Origin of the sequence: Burkholderia sp. MSHR3999, from assembly GCF_000833595.1 — a bacterium.
Lineage (GTDB): Bacteria > Pseudomonadota > Gammaproteobacteria > Burkholderiales > Burkholderiaceae > Burkholderia > Burkholderia ubonensis.
In genome coordinates this window covers 2,321,625-2,338,592 of record NZ_JRFO01000001.1, presented here as the reverse complement: position 1 = coordinate 2,338,592, position 16,968 = coordinate 2,321,625, and the positions used below count along the sequence as shown (strand labels likewise).

Here is a 16,968-nt window from a genome sequence, read left to right as displayed (position 1 = left end):
ATGAGTAACACCATATCGGCTGTCGTTCTTTAACAATCTGGAAGAAGCAGTAATTTGGATAGCGGAAGCGTCTTTGAGATGGACGTGGAAACTATCCGGGTTGGATTGTATCGATGTATCTCAAGATGAGTTCGAACTTCATGTTCGGCTCAATTGGAATACGGCACAACGCGAGAACTCACACCTGTAACGAGACAGACTCGTTATAGGGTCAAGCGAACAAGTGCATGTGTGGATCCTTGGCGATCCACAGCGATGAAGGACGCGGTAGCCTGCGAAAAGCTACGGAGGAGCTGGCAACGAGCTTGATCCGTAGATGTCCGAATGGGGAAACCCACTCCTTATGGAGTATCCATGGCCTGAATACATAGGCCATGTGAAGCGAACGCGGTGAACTGAAACATCTAAGTAACCGCAGGAAAAGAAATCAACCGAGATTCCCAAAGTAGTGGCGAGCGAAATGGGATGAGCCTTGCACTCTTTATTTGTATTGTTAGCCGAACGCTCTGGAAAGTGCGGCATAGCAGGTGATAGCCCTGTAGGCGAAAACAGTATGAAAGAACTAGGTGTGCGACAAGTAGGCGGGACACGTGAAATCCTGTCTGAAGATGGGGGGACCATCCTCCAAGGCTAAATACTCGTGATCGACCCGATAGTGAACCAGTACCGTGAGGGAAAGGCGAAAGAACCCGGGAGGGAGTGAAATAGATCCTGAAACCGCATGCATACAAACAGTCGGAGCCTCGTAAGGGGTGACGGCGTACCTTTTGTATAATGGGTCAGCGACTTACGTTCAGTAGCAAGCTTAACCGTATAGGGCAGGCGTAGCGAAAGCGAGTCCGAATAGGGCGTTCAGTTGCTGGGCGTAGACCCGAAACCAGGTGATCTATCCATGGCCAGGATGAAGGTGCGGTAACACGTACTGGAGGTCCGAACCCACTAACGTTGAAAAGTTAGGGGATGAGCTGTGGATAGGGGTGAAAGGCTAAACAAACCTGGAAATAGCTGGTTCTCTCCGAAAACTATTTAGGTAGTGCCTCGTGTCTCACCTTCGGGGGTAGAGCACTGTCATGGTTGGGGGGTCTATTGCAGATTACCCCGCCATAGCAAACTCCGAATACCGAAGAGTGCAATCACGGGAGACAGACATCGGGTGCTAACGTCCGGTGTCAAGAGGGAAACAACCCAGACCGCCAGCTAAGGTCCCCAAATATGGCTAAGTGGGAAACGAAGTGGGAAGGCTAAAACAGTCAGGAGGTTGGCTTAGAAGCAGCCACCCTTTAAAGAAAGCGTAATAGCTCACTGATCGAGTCGTCCTGCGCGGAAGATGTAACGGGGCTAAGCCATATACCGAAGCTGCGGATGCGAGCTAGTCTCGCATGGTAGGAGAGCGTTCCGTAAGCCTGCGAAGGTGCCTTGTAAAGGGTGCTGGAGGTATCGGAAGTGCGAATGCTGACATGAGTAGCGATAAAGGGGGTGAAAGGCCCCCTCGCCGTAAGCCCAAGGTTTCCTACGCAACGTTCATCGGCGTAGGGTGAGTCGGCCCCTAAGGCGAGGCAGAAATGCGTAGCTGATGGGAAGCAGGTCAATATTCCTGCACCGTCGTTAGATGCGATGGGGGGACGGATCGCGGAAGGTTGTCCGGGTGTTGGAAGTCCCGGTCGCTGCATTGGAGAAGGCGCTTAGGCAAATCCGGGCGCAGGATTCAAGGGTGTGGCGCGAGCTCCCTCGGGAGCGAAGCAATTGGAAGTGGTTCCAAGAAAAGCCTCTAAGCTTCAGTCTAACGATGACCGTACCGCAAACCGACACAGGTGGGCGAGATGAGTATTCTAAGGCGCTTGAGAGAACTCGGGAGAAGGAACTCGGCAAATTGGTACCGTAACTTCGGGATAAGGTACGCCCTTGTAGCTTGACTGGCCTGCGCCAGGAGGGTGAAGGGGTTGCAATAAACTGGTGGCTGCGACTGTTTAATAAAAACACAGCACTCTGCAAACACGAAAGTGGACGTATAGGGTGTGACGCCTGCCCGGTGCCGGAAGATTAAATGATGGGGTGCAAGCTCTTGATTGAAGTCCCGGTAAACGGCGGCCGTAACTATAACGGTCCTAAGGTAGCGAAATTCCTTGTCGGGTAAGTTCCGACCTGCACGAATGGCGTAACGATGGCCACACTGTCTCCTCCCGAGACTCAGCGAAGTTGAAGTGTTTGTGATGATGCAATCTACCCGCGGCTAGACGGAAAGACCCCATGAACCTTTACTGTAGCTTTGCATTGGACTTTGAACCGATCTGTGTAGGATAGGTGGGAGGCTATGAAACCGGAACGCCAGTTTCGGTGGAGCCGTCCTTGAAATACCACCCTGGTTTGTTTGAGGTTCTAACCTTGGCCCGTGATCCGGGTCGGGGACAGTGCATGGTAGGCAGTTTGACTGGGGCGGTCTCCTCCCAAAGCGTAACGGAGGAGTACGAAGGTACGCTAGGTACGGTCGGAAATCGTGCTGATAGTGCAATGGCATAAGCGTGCTTAACTGCGAGACCGACAAGTCGAGCAGGTGCGAAAGCAGGTCATAGTGATCCGGTGGTTCTGTATGGAAGGGCCATCGCTCAACGGATAAAAGGTACTCTGGGGATAACAGGCTGATACCGCCCAAGAGTTCATATCGACGGCGGTGTTTGGCACCTCGATGTCGGCTCATCTCATCCTGGGGCTGTAGCCGGTCCCAAGGGTATGGCTGTTCGCCATTTAAAGAGGTACGTGAGCTGGGTTTAAAACGTCGTGAGACAGTTTGGTCCCTATCTGCCGTGGGCGTTGGATATTTGAAGGGGGCTGCTCCTAGTACGAGAGGACCGGAGTGGACGAACCTCTGGTGTACCGGTTGTGACGCCAGTCGCATCGCCGGGTAGCTATGTTCGGAAGAGATAACCGCTGAAAGCATCTAAGCGGGAAACTCGCCTTAAGATGAGATATCCCTGGGGACTTGATCCCCTTGAAGGGTCGTTCGAGACCAGGACGTTGATAGGTCGGGTGTGTAAGCGCAGTAATGCGTTCAGCTAACCGATACTAATTGCCCGTAAGGCTTGATCCTATAACAAGGCTGTTTTAGAGCGGTTGAATGACCGCGATGTGCGATACGCACAACCCAGGATTACTGCTTCTTCCCAGATTGGTTCTGCTGGCCAAGCCAGCAGAACAACCCTCTTTGCCTGATGACCATAGCGAGTCGGTCCCACCCCTTCCCATCCCGAACAGGACCGTGAAACGACTCTACGCCGATGATAGTGCGGATTCCCGTGTGAAAGTAGGTAATCGTCAGGCTCCCTCAAGCCAGAAACCCCCGCCCAACCGGCGGGGGTTTTTGCATTTCCAGCGGCGGAAATGGCACGGTGCCCCCTCTAACGTCCATGGAGCGGCCCCTGCCCGGAACGAACCGGCATGATTTGATACGATCAGGATGCCGCCGGGAACACACAGGGCGGTGCTTCGCGAATCGAAACGCGTACTCGACGAGAGGGTGTGGAATGAACATCGGCGACGCCTCGCGCGCATCCGGGGTCAGCACAAAAATGATCCGCTATTACGAGCAGGTCGGTCTTCTCATGCCGGCCAAGCGGAGCGACTCCGGTTATCGGATCTACGGCGCAGACGAAATCCATGTCCTGCGTTTCATCCGTCAGGCCAGACACCTCGGCTTTCTCGTCGAAGATATCCGCAAATTGCTGGCGCTCTGGCAAGACCGGTCCCGCGCCAGTGCAGAGGTGAAGTCGATTGCGCTTGGACACGTCGCCGAACTCGACGAGCGCATCGCGGAATTGACCGACATGCGCAATACGCTGGTCGACCTGGCCGCGCACTGCAGTGGCGACGATCGGCCGGAATGCCCGATTTTGGCGCGCCTTGCTGCCCCCGTTTCCGAACCAGAATAGTGCATGGCCTCAAGGGGGCGAACAGGGGAGATGTTGCAATTTCATTGAAATCAATGGGTTGCGTCGCATCCCCTGCGAATCATTCCAATTTGGAATGACTGCCATGCAACCATTTCACTAGCATCTTGGTGCGGCATCGCTATAATCAGGGATAACCCTATACGGGAAACCCCTGAAGTCTGATTCGCCAGGGTTCCCCCTTCCTTGGAGAACATCATGATTGCCTACATCGTTGAAAAGCTGAGCACCTGGTTCGAATCCGCAGAGCGCGAGCGCCGTGAGGCCTATCTCGCGACGTCGTCGGACATCGTCCAGCTCGAGCATCGTATCCGCTCGCTGGAAACGAATGGCTACTCGCTGTAATCGGAGTCGCCATCAGGCGCCGATGGCGCCGTACATAAAGCAAGCCCCGTATCGACGGGGCTTTGTTTTTTTGTGCGATGTATCTGGTGAAGCCGGCCGCATGGCGTTATGGTATGGGCCTGTTTTACAACCTGAAGGGCAAAATCATGCGCTTGCGTATCGCTGACGGGTACGGAGTATCACTTGCGCGCGTTGGTCTGGCCGGCGCATTGTTCATTCACGCACTGGCCGGTTTTGCCGCGACGGCCTCGCAGCCGCTGATTCTCGACACGCAACGCGGGATCCAGGACGGAAAGGGCGGACTCATCTTGCAGACCGCGCCGTTGTCGCGCGAACCGATCGTCGAGCCCGCGAGAATGCGGACGCCAGCCGAGCAAGCGCCGAATTCGTCGATTCCGGTGTTCGTCGCACCGTACATCAACGTCCCGGGATGGAGTGCGCCGCCGGCCGGTCAGCCACTTCCGTTGCCGCAACCCCAGCCGCGCCAGCCGTAGCCGGTCGGCGCGTCGCTCAGTTGCCCCGGTGCTCGATCTCGCACCGGGCGCCGCCATCTTGCCCCAGCGCTTCGACCAGGTAGGGCAGCGTTTCCCTCATATTCGCGGCGAGGGTAAAAGGCGGATTTAGGATGAACATCCCGCTGCCATACAGGCCCAGCCCGTCCGCCGGCGGATTCGACACCGTCAGCGTCAGGTGCAGCCAGTTGTCCGGCTGCAGCCGTTTCAGCTGTTCGGCAAAACGCTGGGATTCCGCGCGGGCGACCTGTGGATACCAGATCGCATAGCATCCTGTCGCGAATCGCTTCAGGCATTCCGTGACGCATGCCAGCGTGCGCACGTAATCCTTCTTGTCCTCGTAGGACGGATCGATCAGCACGAGCGCGCGGCGCGGCGCCGGCGGCAGCAACGCCTTGATGCCCTCGAATCCGTCGCCCGAAAAGATCATCGCGCGCCGGCCGGCGTCACGAAAATTGTGGCGCAGCACGTCGATTTCGGTGCTGTGCATCTCGAACAGCCGCATCCGGTCCTGTTCGCGCATCAGCCGCCAGGCGAGATACGGCGAGCCGGGGTAGTAGCGCAATTCGCCGTCGTCGTTCAGTGCCCGTACTTCGTCGAGGTACTCGGCCAGCACCGGCGGCAGATTCTTGTCATTCCACAGGCGACCGATGCCGGTGTCGAATTCCGAGGTCTTGGCCGCATAGCCTTCGCGGAGCGAATACACGCCCGCGCCCGCGTGCGTATCGACATACCAGTACGATTTGTCTTTCTTGTTGAGATAGCGCAGCAACTGGACGACGACGGCGTGCTTGAGCACGTCTGCGTGATTGCCTGCGTGAAAACCGTGACGATAACTGAGCATGGCGGGCTGCCTGGAACGGAAGTGAATCGATGAAAACCTGTTGATCGGGTGCGGCCGGCAAGGTGTGGCCAGCAAGGTGCGGCCGGCGAGGCGGGCGTCGATGCGGCCGCGTATTGTACGCGAATGGCCGACGATCGCCCTTTATTCGTACGCGTTGCCGACCAGATCCTCGATGCGCTGCAGGACGTCCGGCGTCAGCTTTGCCACGACGTCGAGCGCGTGCATGTTGTCCGCGATCTGCTCGATCCGCGACGCGCCGGTGATGACCGAGCTCACGTGCGGGTTGGCGAGCACCCATGCGATCGCCAGCTGGCCGACGCTGCAGCCGAGCTCCGCGGCGACACTGCCAAGCCTTTCGACGATATCGTTGCGGGCCGGGTCGATCAGCCTCTCGCGCAGCCAGTCGTAGCCTTGCACTTGCGCGCGGCTGCCGGGCGGCACTCCGTGTCGATACTTGCCGGTCAGGAGGCCCGACGCCAGCGGGCTCCAGGTCGTGAGGCCGAGGCCGTAATCGTCGTAGAGGCGTGCATATTCCTGCTCGACCCGCGTCCGATGGAACAGGTTGTATTGCGGCTGCTCGACGACCGGCTTGCGCAGGTGATGCCGTTCGGCGATCTCGCACGCCGCGCGGATCTCGTCCGCGCTCCATTCGGACGTGCCCCAGTACAGCGCCTTGCCGCGCGCGATCATGTCGCTCATCGCCCAGACGGTTTCCTCGATCGGCGTCTGCGGGTCCGGACGGTGGCAGTAGACAAGGTCGACGTAGTCGAGCTGCAGCCGTTGCAGCGACCCGTCGATCGCGTTCAGCAGATATTTCCGGTTCAGCGTGTGGTACTGGTTCGGCGCCTCTGCGAGCCCCCAGAAGAACTTCGTCGATACGACGTAGCTGACGCGCGGCCAGCCGAGCGACTTGAGCGCATGTCCCATGATTTCCTCGGATGCGCCGCCGGCATAGACCTCGGCATTGTCGAAGAAATTGACGCCGGCATCGCGTGCCGCCGCAAGGCACTCGCGCGCCGCGCGCTGGTCCACCTGGTTGCCGTACGTGACCCATGAGCCGAGCGAAAGCTCGCTGATCCGCAGCCCGGCGCGGCCGAGTCGTCGATAGTTCATGCGTGCCTCCTGCGTGCAGGACCGACCTTAAGCTTAGACGCTTTGGGCGCGAATGGCGGAAGCGGATCATGCACAATAGCGGCTTGCCCGCCGACGATCGCGCACCCGCGCGGCGGACCGGCGCTTTATTGACCCAAGATCGAAGGAGACGTGCATGGCAGCGGATTTGAGCGGCAAGGTGGCGGTGGTGACGGGCGCCGCAAGCGGCATCGGCAAGGAAATCGCGCTGGAGCTGGCGAAGGCGGGCGCGGCGGTGGCGATCGCCGACCTGAACCAGGACGGCGCGAACGCCGTGGCCGAGGAAATCAAGCAGGCGGGCGGCAAGGCGATCGGCGTCGCGATGGACGTGACCAACGAGGACGCCGTCAACAGCGGCATCGACAAGGTGGCCGAAACGTTCGGCTCGATCGACATCCTCGTGTCGAATGCGGGTATCCAGATCGTCAACCCGATCGAGAACTATTCGTTCGCCGACTGGAAGAAGATGCAGGCGATCCACGTCGACGGCGCGTTCCTGACCACCAAGGCGGCGCTCAAGCACATGTACAAGGACGATCGCGGCGGCGTCGTGATCTACATGGGCTCGGTGCACTCGCACGAGGCGTCGCCGCTGAAGTCCGCGTACGTGACCGCGAAGCACGGGCTGCTGGGGCTCGCGCGCGTGCTGGCGAAGGAGGGCGCGAAGCACAACGTGCGCTCGCACGTCGTGTGCCCGGGCTTCGTGCGCACGCCGCTCGTCGACAAGCAGATTCCGGAGCAGGCGAAGGAGCTCGGGATCAGCGAGGACGAAGTGGTGAAGAAGGTGATGCTCGGCAACACGGTGGACGGCGTGTTCACGACGGTGCAGGACGTCGCGCAGACGGTGCTGTTCCTGTCGGCGTTCCCGAGCGCCGCGCTGACCGGCCAGTCCGTCGTCGTCAGCCACGGCTGGTTCATGCAGTAAGCCGCAAAAGAAAACGCGCTCCGTGGAGCGCGTTTTTCACGTCGGCGGGACGGCACCGAAAGATGCCGTCTGCGTGCCGGCGAATTACTTCAGGACGGCCGCGACCGCGTTGGCGACGACGTCGAGGTTGCGCGTGTTCAGCGCGGCGACGCAGATCCGGCCCGTGCCGACCGCGTAGATGCCGAACTCGTCGCGCAGACGGTCGACTTGTGCCGACGTCAGGCCCGAGTACGAGAACATCCCGCGTTGCGCATTGATGAAGCTGAAGTCGCGGTCGACGCCGCTCGCCTTCAGGCGCTCGACGAGGCCATTGCGCATCGCGCGGATGCGGTCGCGCATTTCGCCGAGTTCCTGCACCCACGATGCGTGCAGTTCCGGCGACGCGAGCACCGCGGCGACCACCGCGCCACCGTGCGTCGGCGGGTTCGAGTAGTTCGTGCGGATCACGCGCTTGAGCTGCGACAGCACGCGCGCGCCTTCGTCCTTGCTCGACGTGATGATCGACAGCGCGCCGACACGCTCGCCATACAGCGAGAACGACTTCGAGAACGACGACGACACGAATGCGTTCAGGTCGGCTGCGGCGAACAGTCGCACGGCGGCCGCATCGGCGTCGATGCTGTCGCCGAAGCCCTGGTATGCGATATCGAGGAACGGCACGAGGTTGCGCGCCTTGACGACGTCGACGACCTGCTGCCATTGCGCGTCGTTCAGGTCCACGCCGGTTGGGTTGTGGCAGCACGCGTGCAGCACGACGATCGTGCCCGGCTCATAGTCGTTGAGCGCCGACAGCATGCCTTCGAAGTTCACGCCGTTGGTCTTCGCGTCGTAGTACGGGTACGCGACGACTTCGAAGCCGGCCGCTTCGAACAGTGCGCGGTGGTTTTCCCAGCTCGGATCGCTGATTGCGACCTTCGCGTTCGGGTTCAGCGTGCGCAGGAAATCGGCGCCGATCTTCAGCGCGCCCGTGCCGCCCAGCGCCTGCGCCGTGACCACGCGACCTGCGGCGATCAGCGGCGAATCGTTGCCGAGCAGCAGCTTCTGCACGGCGGCGTCGTACGCGGCGATGCCGTCGATCGGCAGGTAGCCGCGCGGCAGGCCGGCGTCGACGCGCGCCTTCTCCGCTTCACGGACCGCGCGCAGCAGCGGAATCTTGCCTTCCTCGTTCGTGTACACGCCGACGCCGAGATTGACCTTGGTCGAGCGGGTATCGGCGTTGAAGGCTTCGTTCAGGCCCAGGATCGGGTCGCGGGGAGCAAGCTGGACAGCGGAGAAGAGCGACATGATGGTTCGGCAGTAGTGAAAAGAGGGTCAGGCTTTCATCGGGCGGGGGCGCGGCAGGCCGCGCGCGGACAGGCACGACGCCGAAAGCGCAGCAGTTCGACATTGTAGCGAATTCGCGGCCACTTTTTCGCATCGTGACGCGCCGATCGGCAATCGGCGGCCGTCCGCGCGCGTCAGGAGCCGGCAGCAGTCCGCGCGTCCGCGAAGCGCTAGAATGCTCTTTTGTCCTGGTTCCGGCCGCATTCCATGTCCGAACATCATGCCGACGTCGGCGACGCGCTCGACGAATCGAAATTCGTGACCTTCGAAGGGTCGCCGTTCCAGCTGTATCAACCGTATCCGCCTGCCGGCGACCAGCCGACCGCGATCGCGACGCTCGTCGAAGGCATCGAGGACGGCCTCTCGTTCCAGACGCTGCTTGGCGTGACCGGTTCCGGCAAGACCTACACGATGGCGAACACGATCGCGCGGCTCGGCCGCCCGGCGATCGTGTTCGCGCCGAACAAGACGCTCGCCGCGCAGCTCTACGCGGAGTTCCGCGAGTTCTTCCCGCGCAATGCGGTCGAGTACTTCGTGTCGTACTACGACTACTACCAGCCGGAAGCGTACGTGCCGCAGCGCGACCTGTTCATCGAGAAGGACTCGTCGATCAACGAGCACATCGAGCAGATGCGGCTGTCGGCGACGAAGAGCCTGATGGAGCGTCGCGACGTGGTGATCGTCGCGACGGTGTCGGCGATCTACGGTATCGGCAACCCGTCCGAATACCACCAGATGATCCTGACGCTGCGCACGGGCGACAAGCTCGGCCAGCGCGAAGTGATCGCCCGGCTGATCGCGATGCAGTACACGCGCAACGAGCAGGATTTCCAGCGCGGCACGTTCCGCGTGCGCGGCGATACGATCGACATCTTCCCGGCCGAGCACGCGGAGATGGCCGTGCGCGTCGAGCTGTTCGACGACGAGGTCGAGACGCTGCAGCTGTTCGACCCGCTGACGGGCCGCGTGCGGCAGAAGATTCCGCGCTTCACCGTGTATCCGTCGTCGCACTACGTGACGCCGCGCGATACGGTGATGCGCGCGGTCGAGACGATCAAGGACGAGCTGCGCGAACGCCTCGAGTTCTTCCACGCCGACAACAAGCTCGTCGAGGCGCAGCGCCTCGAGCAGCGCACCCGGTTCGACCTCGAGATGCTGCAGGAGCTCGGTTTCTGCAAGGGCATCGAGAACTACTCGCGGCACTTTTCCGGCGCCGCGCCGGGCGAGCCGCCGCCGACGCTCGTCGACTACCTGCCGCCCGACGCGCTGATGCTGCTCGACGAGTCGCACGTGCTGATCGGCCAGCTGAACGGCATGTACAACGGCGACCGCGCGCGCAAGGAGAACCTCGTCAACTACGGGTTCCGGCTGCCGTCGGCGCTCGACAACCGGCCGCTCAAGTTCCACGAATTCGAGCGCAAGATGCGCCAGGTGGTCTTCGTGTCGGCGACGCCGGCCGACTACGAGAAGCGCGTGACCGGGCAGATCGCGGAGCAGGTCGTGCGGCCGACCGGGCTCGTCGATCCGGAGATCGAGGTGCGGCCGGCGAGCTCGCAGGTCGACGACGTGCTGACCGAGATCAACGCGCGCGTGAAGGCCGAGGAGCGCGTGCTGATCACCGTGCTGACGAAGCGGATGGCCGAGCAGCTCACCGAATTCCTCGCCGATCACGGCGTCAAGGTGCGCTACCTGCACAGCGACATCGATACGGTCGAGCGCGTCGAAATCATCCGCGACCTGCGGCTCGGCACGTTCGACGTGCTGGTCGGGATCAACCTGCTGCGCGAAGGGCTCGACATTCCGGAAGTGTCGCTCGTCGCGATCCTCGACGCGGACAAGGAGGGCTTCCTGCGCGCCGAGCGCTCGCTGATCCAGACGATCGGCCGCGCGGCGCGCAACGTGAACGGCAAGGCGATCCTCTACGCGGACACGATGACCGAATCGATGAAGCGCGCGATCGGCGAAACCGAGCGGCGCCGTGCGAAGCAGATCGCGTACAACGAGCAGATGGGCATCACGCCACGCGGTGTCGTGAAGCGCATCAAGGACATCATCGACGGCGTCTACAACGCCGACGACGCGCGCGCGCGGAACTCAAGGAAGCGCAGCAGCGCGCGAAGTTCGAGGACATGTCCGAGAAGCAGATCGCGAAGGAAATCAAGCGCCTCGAGAAGCAGATGGCCGATTACGCGAAGAACCTCGAGTTCGAAAAGGCGGCTGCCACGCGCGATCAGCTTGCGCTGCTGCGCGAGCGCGTGTTCGGCGCGAACGTCGGCGACCACGTGAGCGGCGTCCGGTAAATCTCTCCAACTGTTGCCAAAGACGGCCGGTAACCTGCCTGTAAGCCTTGTCATATCAGGGTTTTACGCGGTTGCCGGTTTGTCCCAGTACGCGTTCGGTGCTAAACTTCGCCATTATTGAGAATTGTTCGCATTAACGTTCTTCATCGCGTTAGTGTTTGTCGGTGGGCCGACCAGCCGGGCGGCCGCACTTGTGTCAGATAAAAACAAGGAGTGTCCATGTTGGGTTCTTCGTTCATCCGCACTTCGGTTGCGGTAGCGGCGGCGCTGGCCGCCATGTCGGCATCCGCCGCCGAATATCCGATCGGCAAGCAGCAGATCCAGGGCGGGATGGAAATCGGCGCGGTTTACCTGCAGCCGATCACGATGGATCCGGAAGGGATGATGCGCAAGGCATCGGATTCGGACATCCACCTCGAGGCCGACATCCATGCGGTCAAGAACAACCCGACCGGCTTCGCCGAAGGCGACTGGATGCCGTACCTGCAGGTCACCTACAAGCTGACGAAGCAGGGCGATGCGAAGTGGAAGGCGGAAGGCGACCTGATGGGCATGGTCGCGAGCGACGGCCCGCACTACGGCGACAACGTGAAGCTGAACGGCCCGGGCAAGTACCACCTGACGATGGTCGTCAAGGCGCCGATGCAGACGGGCCACATGGCCTTCGGCCGCCATGTCGACAAGGAAACCGGCGTGGGCCAGTGGTTCAAGCCCATCACGCTCGAATACGACTTCCCGTTCGCCGGCATCGGCAAGAAGGGCGGTTACTGATCGGTGGAATAACGGACGGCGCGCCTCGGGCGCGCCGTCGTCGTAGAGAAACCAGAATGAAATTCCCCCAGAAATTCGTCGTCGCGGCCGCCGCGCTGTTGCTCGCCGGCGCCGCGCAGGCCGCCGATCTGCCGACGTTCAAGCTCGAGATGGCGGACGGCAAGCTGAATCCGGCGCGCATCGAGGTGCCGGCCGGCCAGCGCTTCAAGATCGAGATCAGGAACACCGGCAAGGGCGCCGCGGAATTCGAAAGCGTGCAATTGCGCAAGGAGAAGGTGCTCGCGCCGGGCGCCGACTCGTTCGTGGTCGTCGCACCGCTTTCGCCGGGTGAATACAAGTTTTTCGACGATTTCCACCAGCAGGCGCAGGGCGTGATCGTCGCGAAGTAATGCAGTTTTGTCTGCATGCGGGCGTTTGAGTGTCCTGCATGTCAGGGAGGTATCGATGGGTCAGATCTTGTTCATCGTCTGGCGGGAGAGCGTCGAGGCGCTGCTCGTCGTCGGCATTCTCTATGCGTGGCTGAAGAACGGCGACGACGACGCGCGTCGCGGTATTCCATATCTGTGGACAGGCGTCGCGGTCGGGCTGCTGATGGCCGTCGGGCTCGGCGCCGCGCTCGTCGGGTTCACCGAGGTGCTGTCCGGCGACGCGCAGGACTATTTCCAGACGGCGATGGTGCTCATCGCGTGCGTGCTGATCGTGCAGATGGTGCTGTGGATGCGCCAGCACGGCCGCACGCTGAAGCGCGACATGGAGCAGTCGCTGCAGCAGAGCACGCGCGATTCGAACTGGTGGGGCGTCGCGGTGCTGGTCGCGCTCGCGATCGCGCGCGAAGGCAGCGAAACGGTGATCTTCCTGTACGGCCTCGGGTTCGGCCAGTCGGGCCATGTCGACGGCAGCCAGATGCTCGCGGTCGTGATCGGTCTCGGTCTCGCGTTCCTGACGTTCTATCTGCTGCAGCTCGGCGGCAAGTACTTCTCGTGGCGGCATTTCTTCCGCGTCACTGAAGTGATGCTGCTATTCCTCGGCGCGGGCCTGTTCCAGACTGGCGTCGACAAGCTGATCGACAAGGAAATCCTGCCGCTCGGCATGTCGCAGGTGTGGGATACGTCGGCCATCCTCGACGATTCCGGCACGTTCGGTTCGCTGGTCGCGACGCTGACCGGCTATCGCGCGCATCCGGCGCTGATGAACCTGATCGCGTACGCGATTTACTGGGCGGCCGTCTGGCTGCTGCTCAAGCGCGCGAGCCGGCGTCCGGCCGCGGCCGCGGGGCGCGCCGCATGAGTACCGTCGCCGGCGCAAGACCAGGCTGGCTCGCCCGGGCCGGCCAATGGATGCAGCGTCACGGCGCGCTGATCCGCGGCGTCCAGTGGGGCGTCGTGGCCGTTTATGCGTTTCTCATCATCGTGCCGGCGATCATGCCGCTGCCTGACGATTCCGCGCATCTGTGGAGCAACCTCACGCTCGCCGCGGAATTCGTGTTCTGGGGCATCTGGTGGCCGTTCGTGCTGCTGTCGATGGTGATGCTCGGCCGCGTCTGGTGCGGCGTGCTGTGTCCGGAGGGCGCGCTCACCGAATACGCGAGCAAGTTCGGCCGCGGCGGCGCGATTCCGCGCTGGATGCGGTGGGGCGGCTGGCCGTTCGTCGCGTTCGGGCTCACGACGATCTACGGGCAGATGGTCAGCGTGTACCAGTATCCGCTGGCGGTGCTGTTCGTGCTCGGCGGCTCGACCGTCGGCGCGATCGTGATCGGCGTGCTGTACGGCCGCGAGAAGCGCGTGTGGTGCAAGTACCTGTGCCCGGTCAACGGCGTGTTCGGGCTGCTCGCGCGGCTCGCGCCGATGCGCTACAAGGTCGACGAGGACGCATGGCGCCGTTCGTACAAGAACGGCGAGCACGGGCATCGCGTGATTCCGATCAATTGCGCGCCGCTCGTGCCGTTGCGCAACATGAAGGGCGCGGCGGCGTGCCATATGTGCGGCCGCTGCAGCGGGCACCGCGACGCGATCTCGCTGTCGTGGCGCTCGCCGTCCGAGGAGGTCGTGAAGCTCGGCGCGCAGCAGGCGAACCCGTGGGACACCGCGCTGATCCTGTACGGCCTGCTCGGCGTCGCGATCGGCGCGTTCCACTGGACCGTCAGCCCATGGTTCGTGCAGATCAAGCAATGGCTCGCGGGCTGGCTGATCGATCGCGATATCACGTGGCCGCTCGAAACCAACGCGCCGTGGTTCCTGCTCACGCACTATCCGGAACGCAACGACGTGTTCTCGTGGCTCGACGGCGGGCTCATCGTCAGCTACATCGTCGGCACGGGGCTCGTGTACGGCACGGCGCTGCTCGTCGTGCTGGCCTGCGCGACGCTGATGCTGGGCCGCTTCGATCGCGTGCGGGTCCACCATCTCGCGCAGTCGCTGATCCCGATCGCGGGTGCGGGCGTGTTCCTCGGCCTGTCGGCGACGACGCTGTCGCTGCTGCGTGCCGAACACGTGCCGCTCGGCTGGGCGTCGGACGTGCGCATCGCGATCCTGGTCGCGGCAAACGCATGGAGCGCGTGGCTGGCGTGGCAGGTGACGGGGCGTTATGCGGCCTGGCCGCGCCGCGCGGCGGCATTCGCATGGTTTGCCGTTGCGCTCGCCGTCATCGACAGCGCGTGGTGGCTGATGTTCTGGGGCTTCGCGCGTTTCTGACCAAAGATGACCGAATCAGGCGTGTGCGCAGACCGCCGCGCCGCATGCCGCGCATGAAATGAAAAAGCGACACGTCCTTCGACGTGTCGCTTTTGTCTTTGCTGCGAGAACCAAAAAAGTGGCTTGGCTTGCTGCAACGGCTGCTTGAGTGTGTTTGCACGAAGGGGTCTAGATCTCGCGTGCAAGCCGTTACGCTGGCTAATGCCCAACACCTCTCAGGGAGGTGGTCCCCACAATACTCTGTACTGCGTACTATTTCGTCAGGATCAACTTGCCGAGCCGCGTGGCGCGCAACTGATAGGTTTCCCCGTTGTGCGCGATGCTGACGTGGCTGCGGCCCTGCAGCAACGCATCGCTGCTGACGACTCGCGTGCCGGCGTCGCGGCTTGTGACGACGGGCTTCGCCGGCGTCGTGACCGCTGCCGTCTTCTGGCGGCTGCCGCCTGGGGCGCCGGTGGTACGACGCAAGGTCAGCGTGCTCGAGCGAGTGGTGTCGGTCATTCGGTTGATCGGTCAATGTCGATGCGATGGAATGAATTCTAAATGATAACCATTCCCATTTACCAAAACTCTTTATTGATCGAAACCTTGAATCTGATAGGACGAATCAAAGAGGCGGCCGCATGAGGCGGCCGCCGTCGCATCAGTGCAGGGGATCGGGATCCTTGCGTCCCTGCGCGTATTCGCGGATCAGCCGCACGGTGTCGATATCCGACGTGCGATACGCTTCCTTGACGATCTCGTGGGTCTGCCGCGCATCTTCGGTGTCGTTGCTGACAGCCAGCGTCGTACGGTACTCGAAACGCAGGAAGAGCTGCTGGTCTTCGCGTTCCTCGATCGTCATCGTCAGCGAGCCGCCGATCTCGCCATCCGCGGCGTGGATGTCGTAGCGGACTTGCTGGTTCGGCGTGAACGTCACGCGGTCACGCACGGTCGCGTTGCCGAAGTGCAGTTCGCGCTCGAGCGTCGTCTCGGTCCGTTCGTGGACGACGCAGCTGTCGAGACCGATCACGAACAGTTGCGGCTGCTCGGCGCGCAGCACGAGCCCTTCCCACAGCTGGTCGCGGGTCAGGGTGGGCACGGCCGGATCGTCGGCGTTGATCTGGATCAGGTGTTCGAAGTTCAAGGGGACGGGTTCCTGGTGGTGGCGGGCGCCACGTGGTTCAAGAACCTATTGTGACGCAAATTCCGCGCGATCGCGGCACCTGCGTCCCCGAATCGACACGGTCAGGATGCAATGCGGCCCATGCGTCCGCTCTGGTAGTCGGCCACGGCCTGCCGGATCTCATCCTCGGTGCTCATCACGAAGGGACCGTAGCGCACGACCGGCTCGTTGAGCGGCACGCCGCCGATCAGCAGCAGGTCGAGCGGCTCCGTGCCGGCGGAAAACGTGACCGCGTCGCCGTCGCAGCGATAGGTGACCATGTGGCGGGCGTCGATTGCCTGCCGGTCAGGCCCATAGAGGCCGGTGCCGGCTATCGGATACGCGAATACGCGATAGCCGGCGGGCACCGGTTGAGTGACCGTCGCGCCCGGTTCGAGCGTGAAATGCTGGTAGAGGATCGGCGTGCGCGTCTCGATGGCCGCCTTGACGCCGAACGCTTCGCCGGCGATCACCCGGACGCGTGCGCGGCCGTCCGGCGACGTCGCGGTGGGAATACGGTCGGCCGTGATCTCCTGGTAGCGCGGCGCGATCAGCTTGTCGCGCCGCGGCAGGTTGACCCACAGCTGGAAGCCGTGCGAGCGGCCGCCGGTGCGGGCGAACGCCGGGTCCGGCATCTCGCTGTGCACGACGCCGGCGCCGGCCGTCATCCACTGCACGTCGCCCGGGCCGAGCGCGCCCGCGTGACCGGCGGAATCGCGGTGCCGGAAGCGTCCGTCGAGCACGTAGGTCACCGTCTCGAAGCCGCGATGCGGATGGTCGGGCGCGCCTTTGGCCTCGTCCGGGCCGTAGTCGACCGGGCCCATTTCGTCGAGCAGCAGGAACGGATCGAAATCCATCAGCAGCCGGGTCGGAAACGGCCGGTGGACCACGAAGCCGCCGCCTTCGGTCGTGCGAAGGGCGGGGTAGGTGCGGTCAAGGGAGCGATCGGTCGTCATGCGGCAGGCCTCGGAAAGATGGAATAGCGCCATTTTTGAAACGTAGCGCTATTATATTGGCCGGTTTGCCTATTAATTCAGCTCAG

The 16,968-nt window shown here is 62.2% G+C and carries 14 protein-coding genes, 2 rRNA genes and 1 pseudogene; 11 read left to right on the top strand and 6 right to left on the bottom strand.

Annotated features, from left to right (window positions below):
• Window positions 1–209: 209 nt before the first annotated feature.
• The 5 genes from KY49_RS10750 to KY49_RS10735 all read left to right on the top strand — a co-directional run bounded on the left by KY49_RS10750 (window position 210) and on the right by KY49_RS10735 (window position 4,780).
• A 23S ribosomal RNA gene (locus tag KY49_RS10750) occupies window positions 210–3,085 on the top strand.
• A gap of 117 nt (window positions 3,086–3,202) precedes the next feature.
• Window positions 3,203–3,315: ribosomal RNA gene (rrf, locus tag KY49_RS10745) — 5S ribosomal RNA — on the top strand.
• Window positions 3,316–3,518: 203 nt separating this feature from the next.
• On the top strand, window positions 3,519–3,923 hold the full coding sequence (gene cueR, locus KY49_RS10740; protein ID WP_042584480.1) for a Cu(I)-responsive transcriptional regulator: 405 nt from the start codon (window positions 3,519–3,521) through the stop codon (window positions 3,921–3,923).
• 216 nt (window positions 3,924–4,139) lie between these two features.
• Window positions 4,140–4,286, top strand: coding sequence for a DUF3563 family protein (locus KY49_RS35360; RefSeq protein ID WP_010090032.1), 147 nt, complete (start codon window positions 4,140–4,142; stop codon window positions 4,284–4,286).
• Between the two features lie 113 nt (window positions 4,287–4,399).
• A complete protein-coding gene (locus tag KY49_RS10735; protein WP_042584679.1) occupies window positions 4,400–4,780 on the top strand; it encodes a hypothetical protein in 381 nt (126 codons plus the stop codon).
• A gap of 16 nt (window positions 4,781–4,796) precedes the next feature.
• Here KY49_RS10735 and KY49_RS10730 read toward each other — a convergent pair whose 3' ends face one another.
• Entirely contained in the window at window positions 4,797–5,642 is an 846-nt protein-coding gene (locus tag KY49_RS10730) for a 23S rRNA (adenine(2030)-N(6))-methyltransferase RlmJ (protein WP_042584479.1), read from the bottom strand.
• A 141-nt stretch (window positions 5,643–5,783) separates the two neighbouring features.
• Window positions 5,784–6,755: a potassium channel beta subunit family protein gene (locus tag KY49_RS10725; protein ID WP_042584478.1), complete on the bottom strand. Its 972-nt coding sequence runs from the start codon at window positions 6,753–6,755 to the stop codon at window positions 5,784–5,786.
• Between the two features lie 154 nt (window positions 6,756–6,909).
• Here KY49_RS10725 and KY49_RS10720 point away from each other — a divergent pair, with 154 nt between their 5' ends.
• Window positions 6,910–7,698, top strand: coding sequence for a 3-hydroxybutyrate dehydrogenase (locus tag KY49_RS10720; RefSeq protein WP_042584477.1), 789 nt, complete (start codon window positions 6,910–6,912; stop codon window positions 7,696–7,698).
• An 84-nt stretch (window positions 7,699–7,782) separates the two neighbouring features.
• Here the strand turns inward: KY49_RS10720 and KY49_RS10715 are convergent, their stop codons facing one another.
• Window positions 7,783–8,982 carry an amino acid aminotransferase gene (locus KY49_RS10715; RefSeq protein WP_042584476.1) on the bottom strand — a complete coding sequence of 400 codons (1,200 nt, stop codon included), beginning with the start codon at window positions 8,980–8,982 and terminating at the stop codon, window positions 7,783–7,785.
• Between the two features lie 246 nt (window positions 8,983–9,228).
• Here KY49_RS10715 and uvrB point away from each other — a divergent pair.
• The 5 genes and pseudogenes from uvrB to KY49_RS10690 all read left to right on the top strand — a co-directional run bounded on the left by uvrB (window position 9,229) and on the right by KY49_RS10690 (window position 14,782).
• Window positions 9,229–11,321 (top strand): annotated as a pseudogene (gene uvrB, locus KY49_RS10710) (excinuclease ABC subunit UvrB).
• 219 nt (window positions 11,322–11,540) lie between these two features.
• Entirely contained in the window at window positions 11,541–12,092 is a 552-nt protein-coding gene (locus KY49_RS10705) for an iron transporter (RefSeq protein WP_029226248.1), read from the top strand.
• 56 nt (window positions 12,093–12,148) lie between these two features.
• A complete protein-coding gene (locus KY49_RS10700) occupies window positions 12,149–12,481 on the top strand; it encodes a cupredoxin domain-containing protein (RefSeq protein ID WP_042584475.1) in 333 nt (110 codons plus the stop codon).
• 55 nt (window positions 12,482–12,536) lie between these two features.
• Window positions 12,537–13,379: an FTR1 family iron permease gene (locus KY49_RS10695; protein ID WP_042584474.1), complete on the top strand. Its 843-nt coding sequence runs from the start codon at window positions 12,537–12,539 to the stop codon at window positions 13,377–13,379.
• Entirely contained in the window at window positions 13,376–14,782 is a 1,407-nt protein-coding gene (locus tag KY49_RS10690) for a 4Fe-4S binding protein (protein ID WP_042584473.1), read from the top strand. Before KY49_RS10695 ends, KY49_RS10690 begins: the two co-directional genes overlap by 4 nt.
• Window positions 14,783–15,034: 252 nt before the next feature.
• On the opposite strand, the gene hemP is transcribed toward KY49_RS10690, so the two are convergent.
• From hemP to KY49_RS10675, 3 genes are all read right to left on the bottom strand, one after another.
• The gene (hemP, locus tag KY49_RS10685) at window positions 15,035–15,283 is read right to left on the bottom strand and encodes a hemin uptake protein HemP (RefSeq protein ID WP_042584472.1); all 249 of its coding nucleotides are present in this window, start codon (window positions 15,281–15,283) and stop codon (window positions 15,035–15,037) included.
• A gap of 142 nt (window positions 15,284–15,425) precedes the next feature.
• On the bottom strand, window positions 15,426–15,908 hold the full coding sequence (locus KY49_RS10680; protein WP_010090020.1) for an SRPBCC family protein: 483 nt from the start codon (window positions 15,906–15,908) through the stop codon (window positions 15,426–15,428).
• A gap of 101 nt (window positions 15,909–16,009) precedes the next feature.
• Window positions 16,010–16,882 carry a pirin family protein gene (locus KY49_RS10675; RefSeq protein ID WP_042584471.1) on the bottom strand — a complete coding sequence of 291 codons (873 nt, stop codon included), beginning with the start codon at window positions 16,880–16,882 and terminating at the stop codon, window positions 16,010–16,012.
• Between the last annotated feature and the right edge of the window lie 86 nt (window positions 16,883–16,968).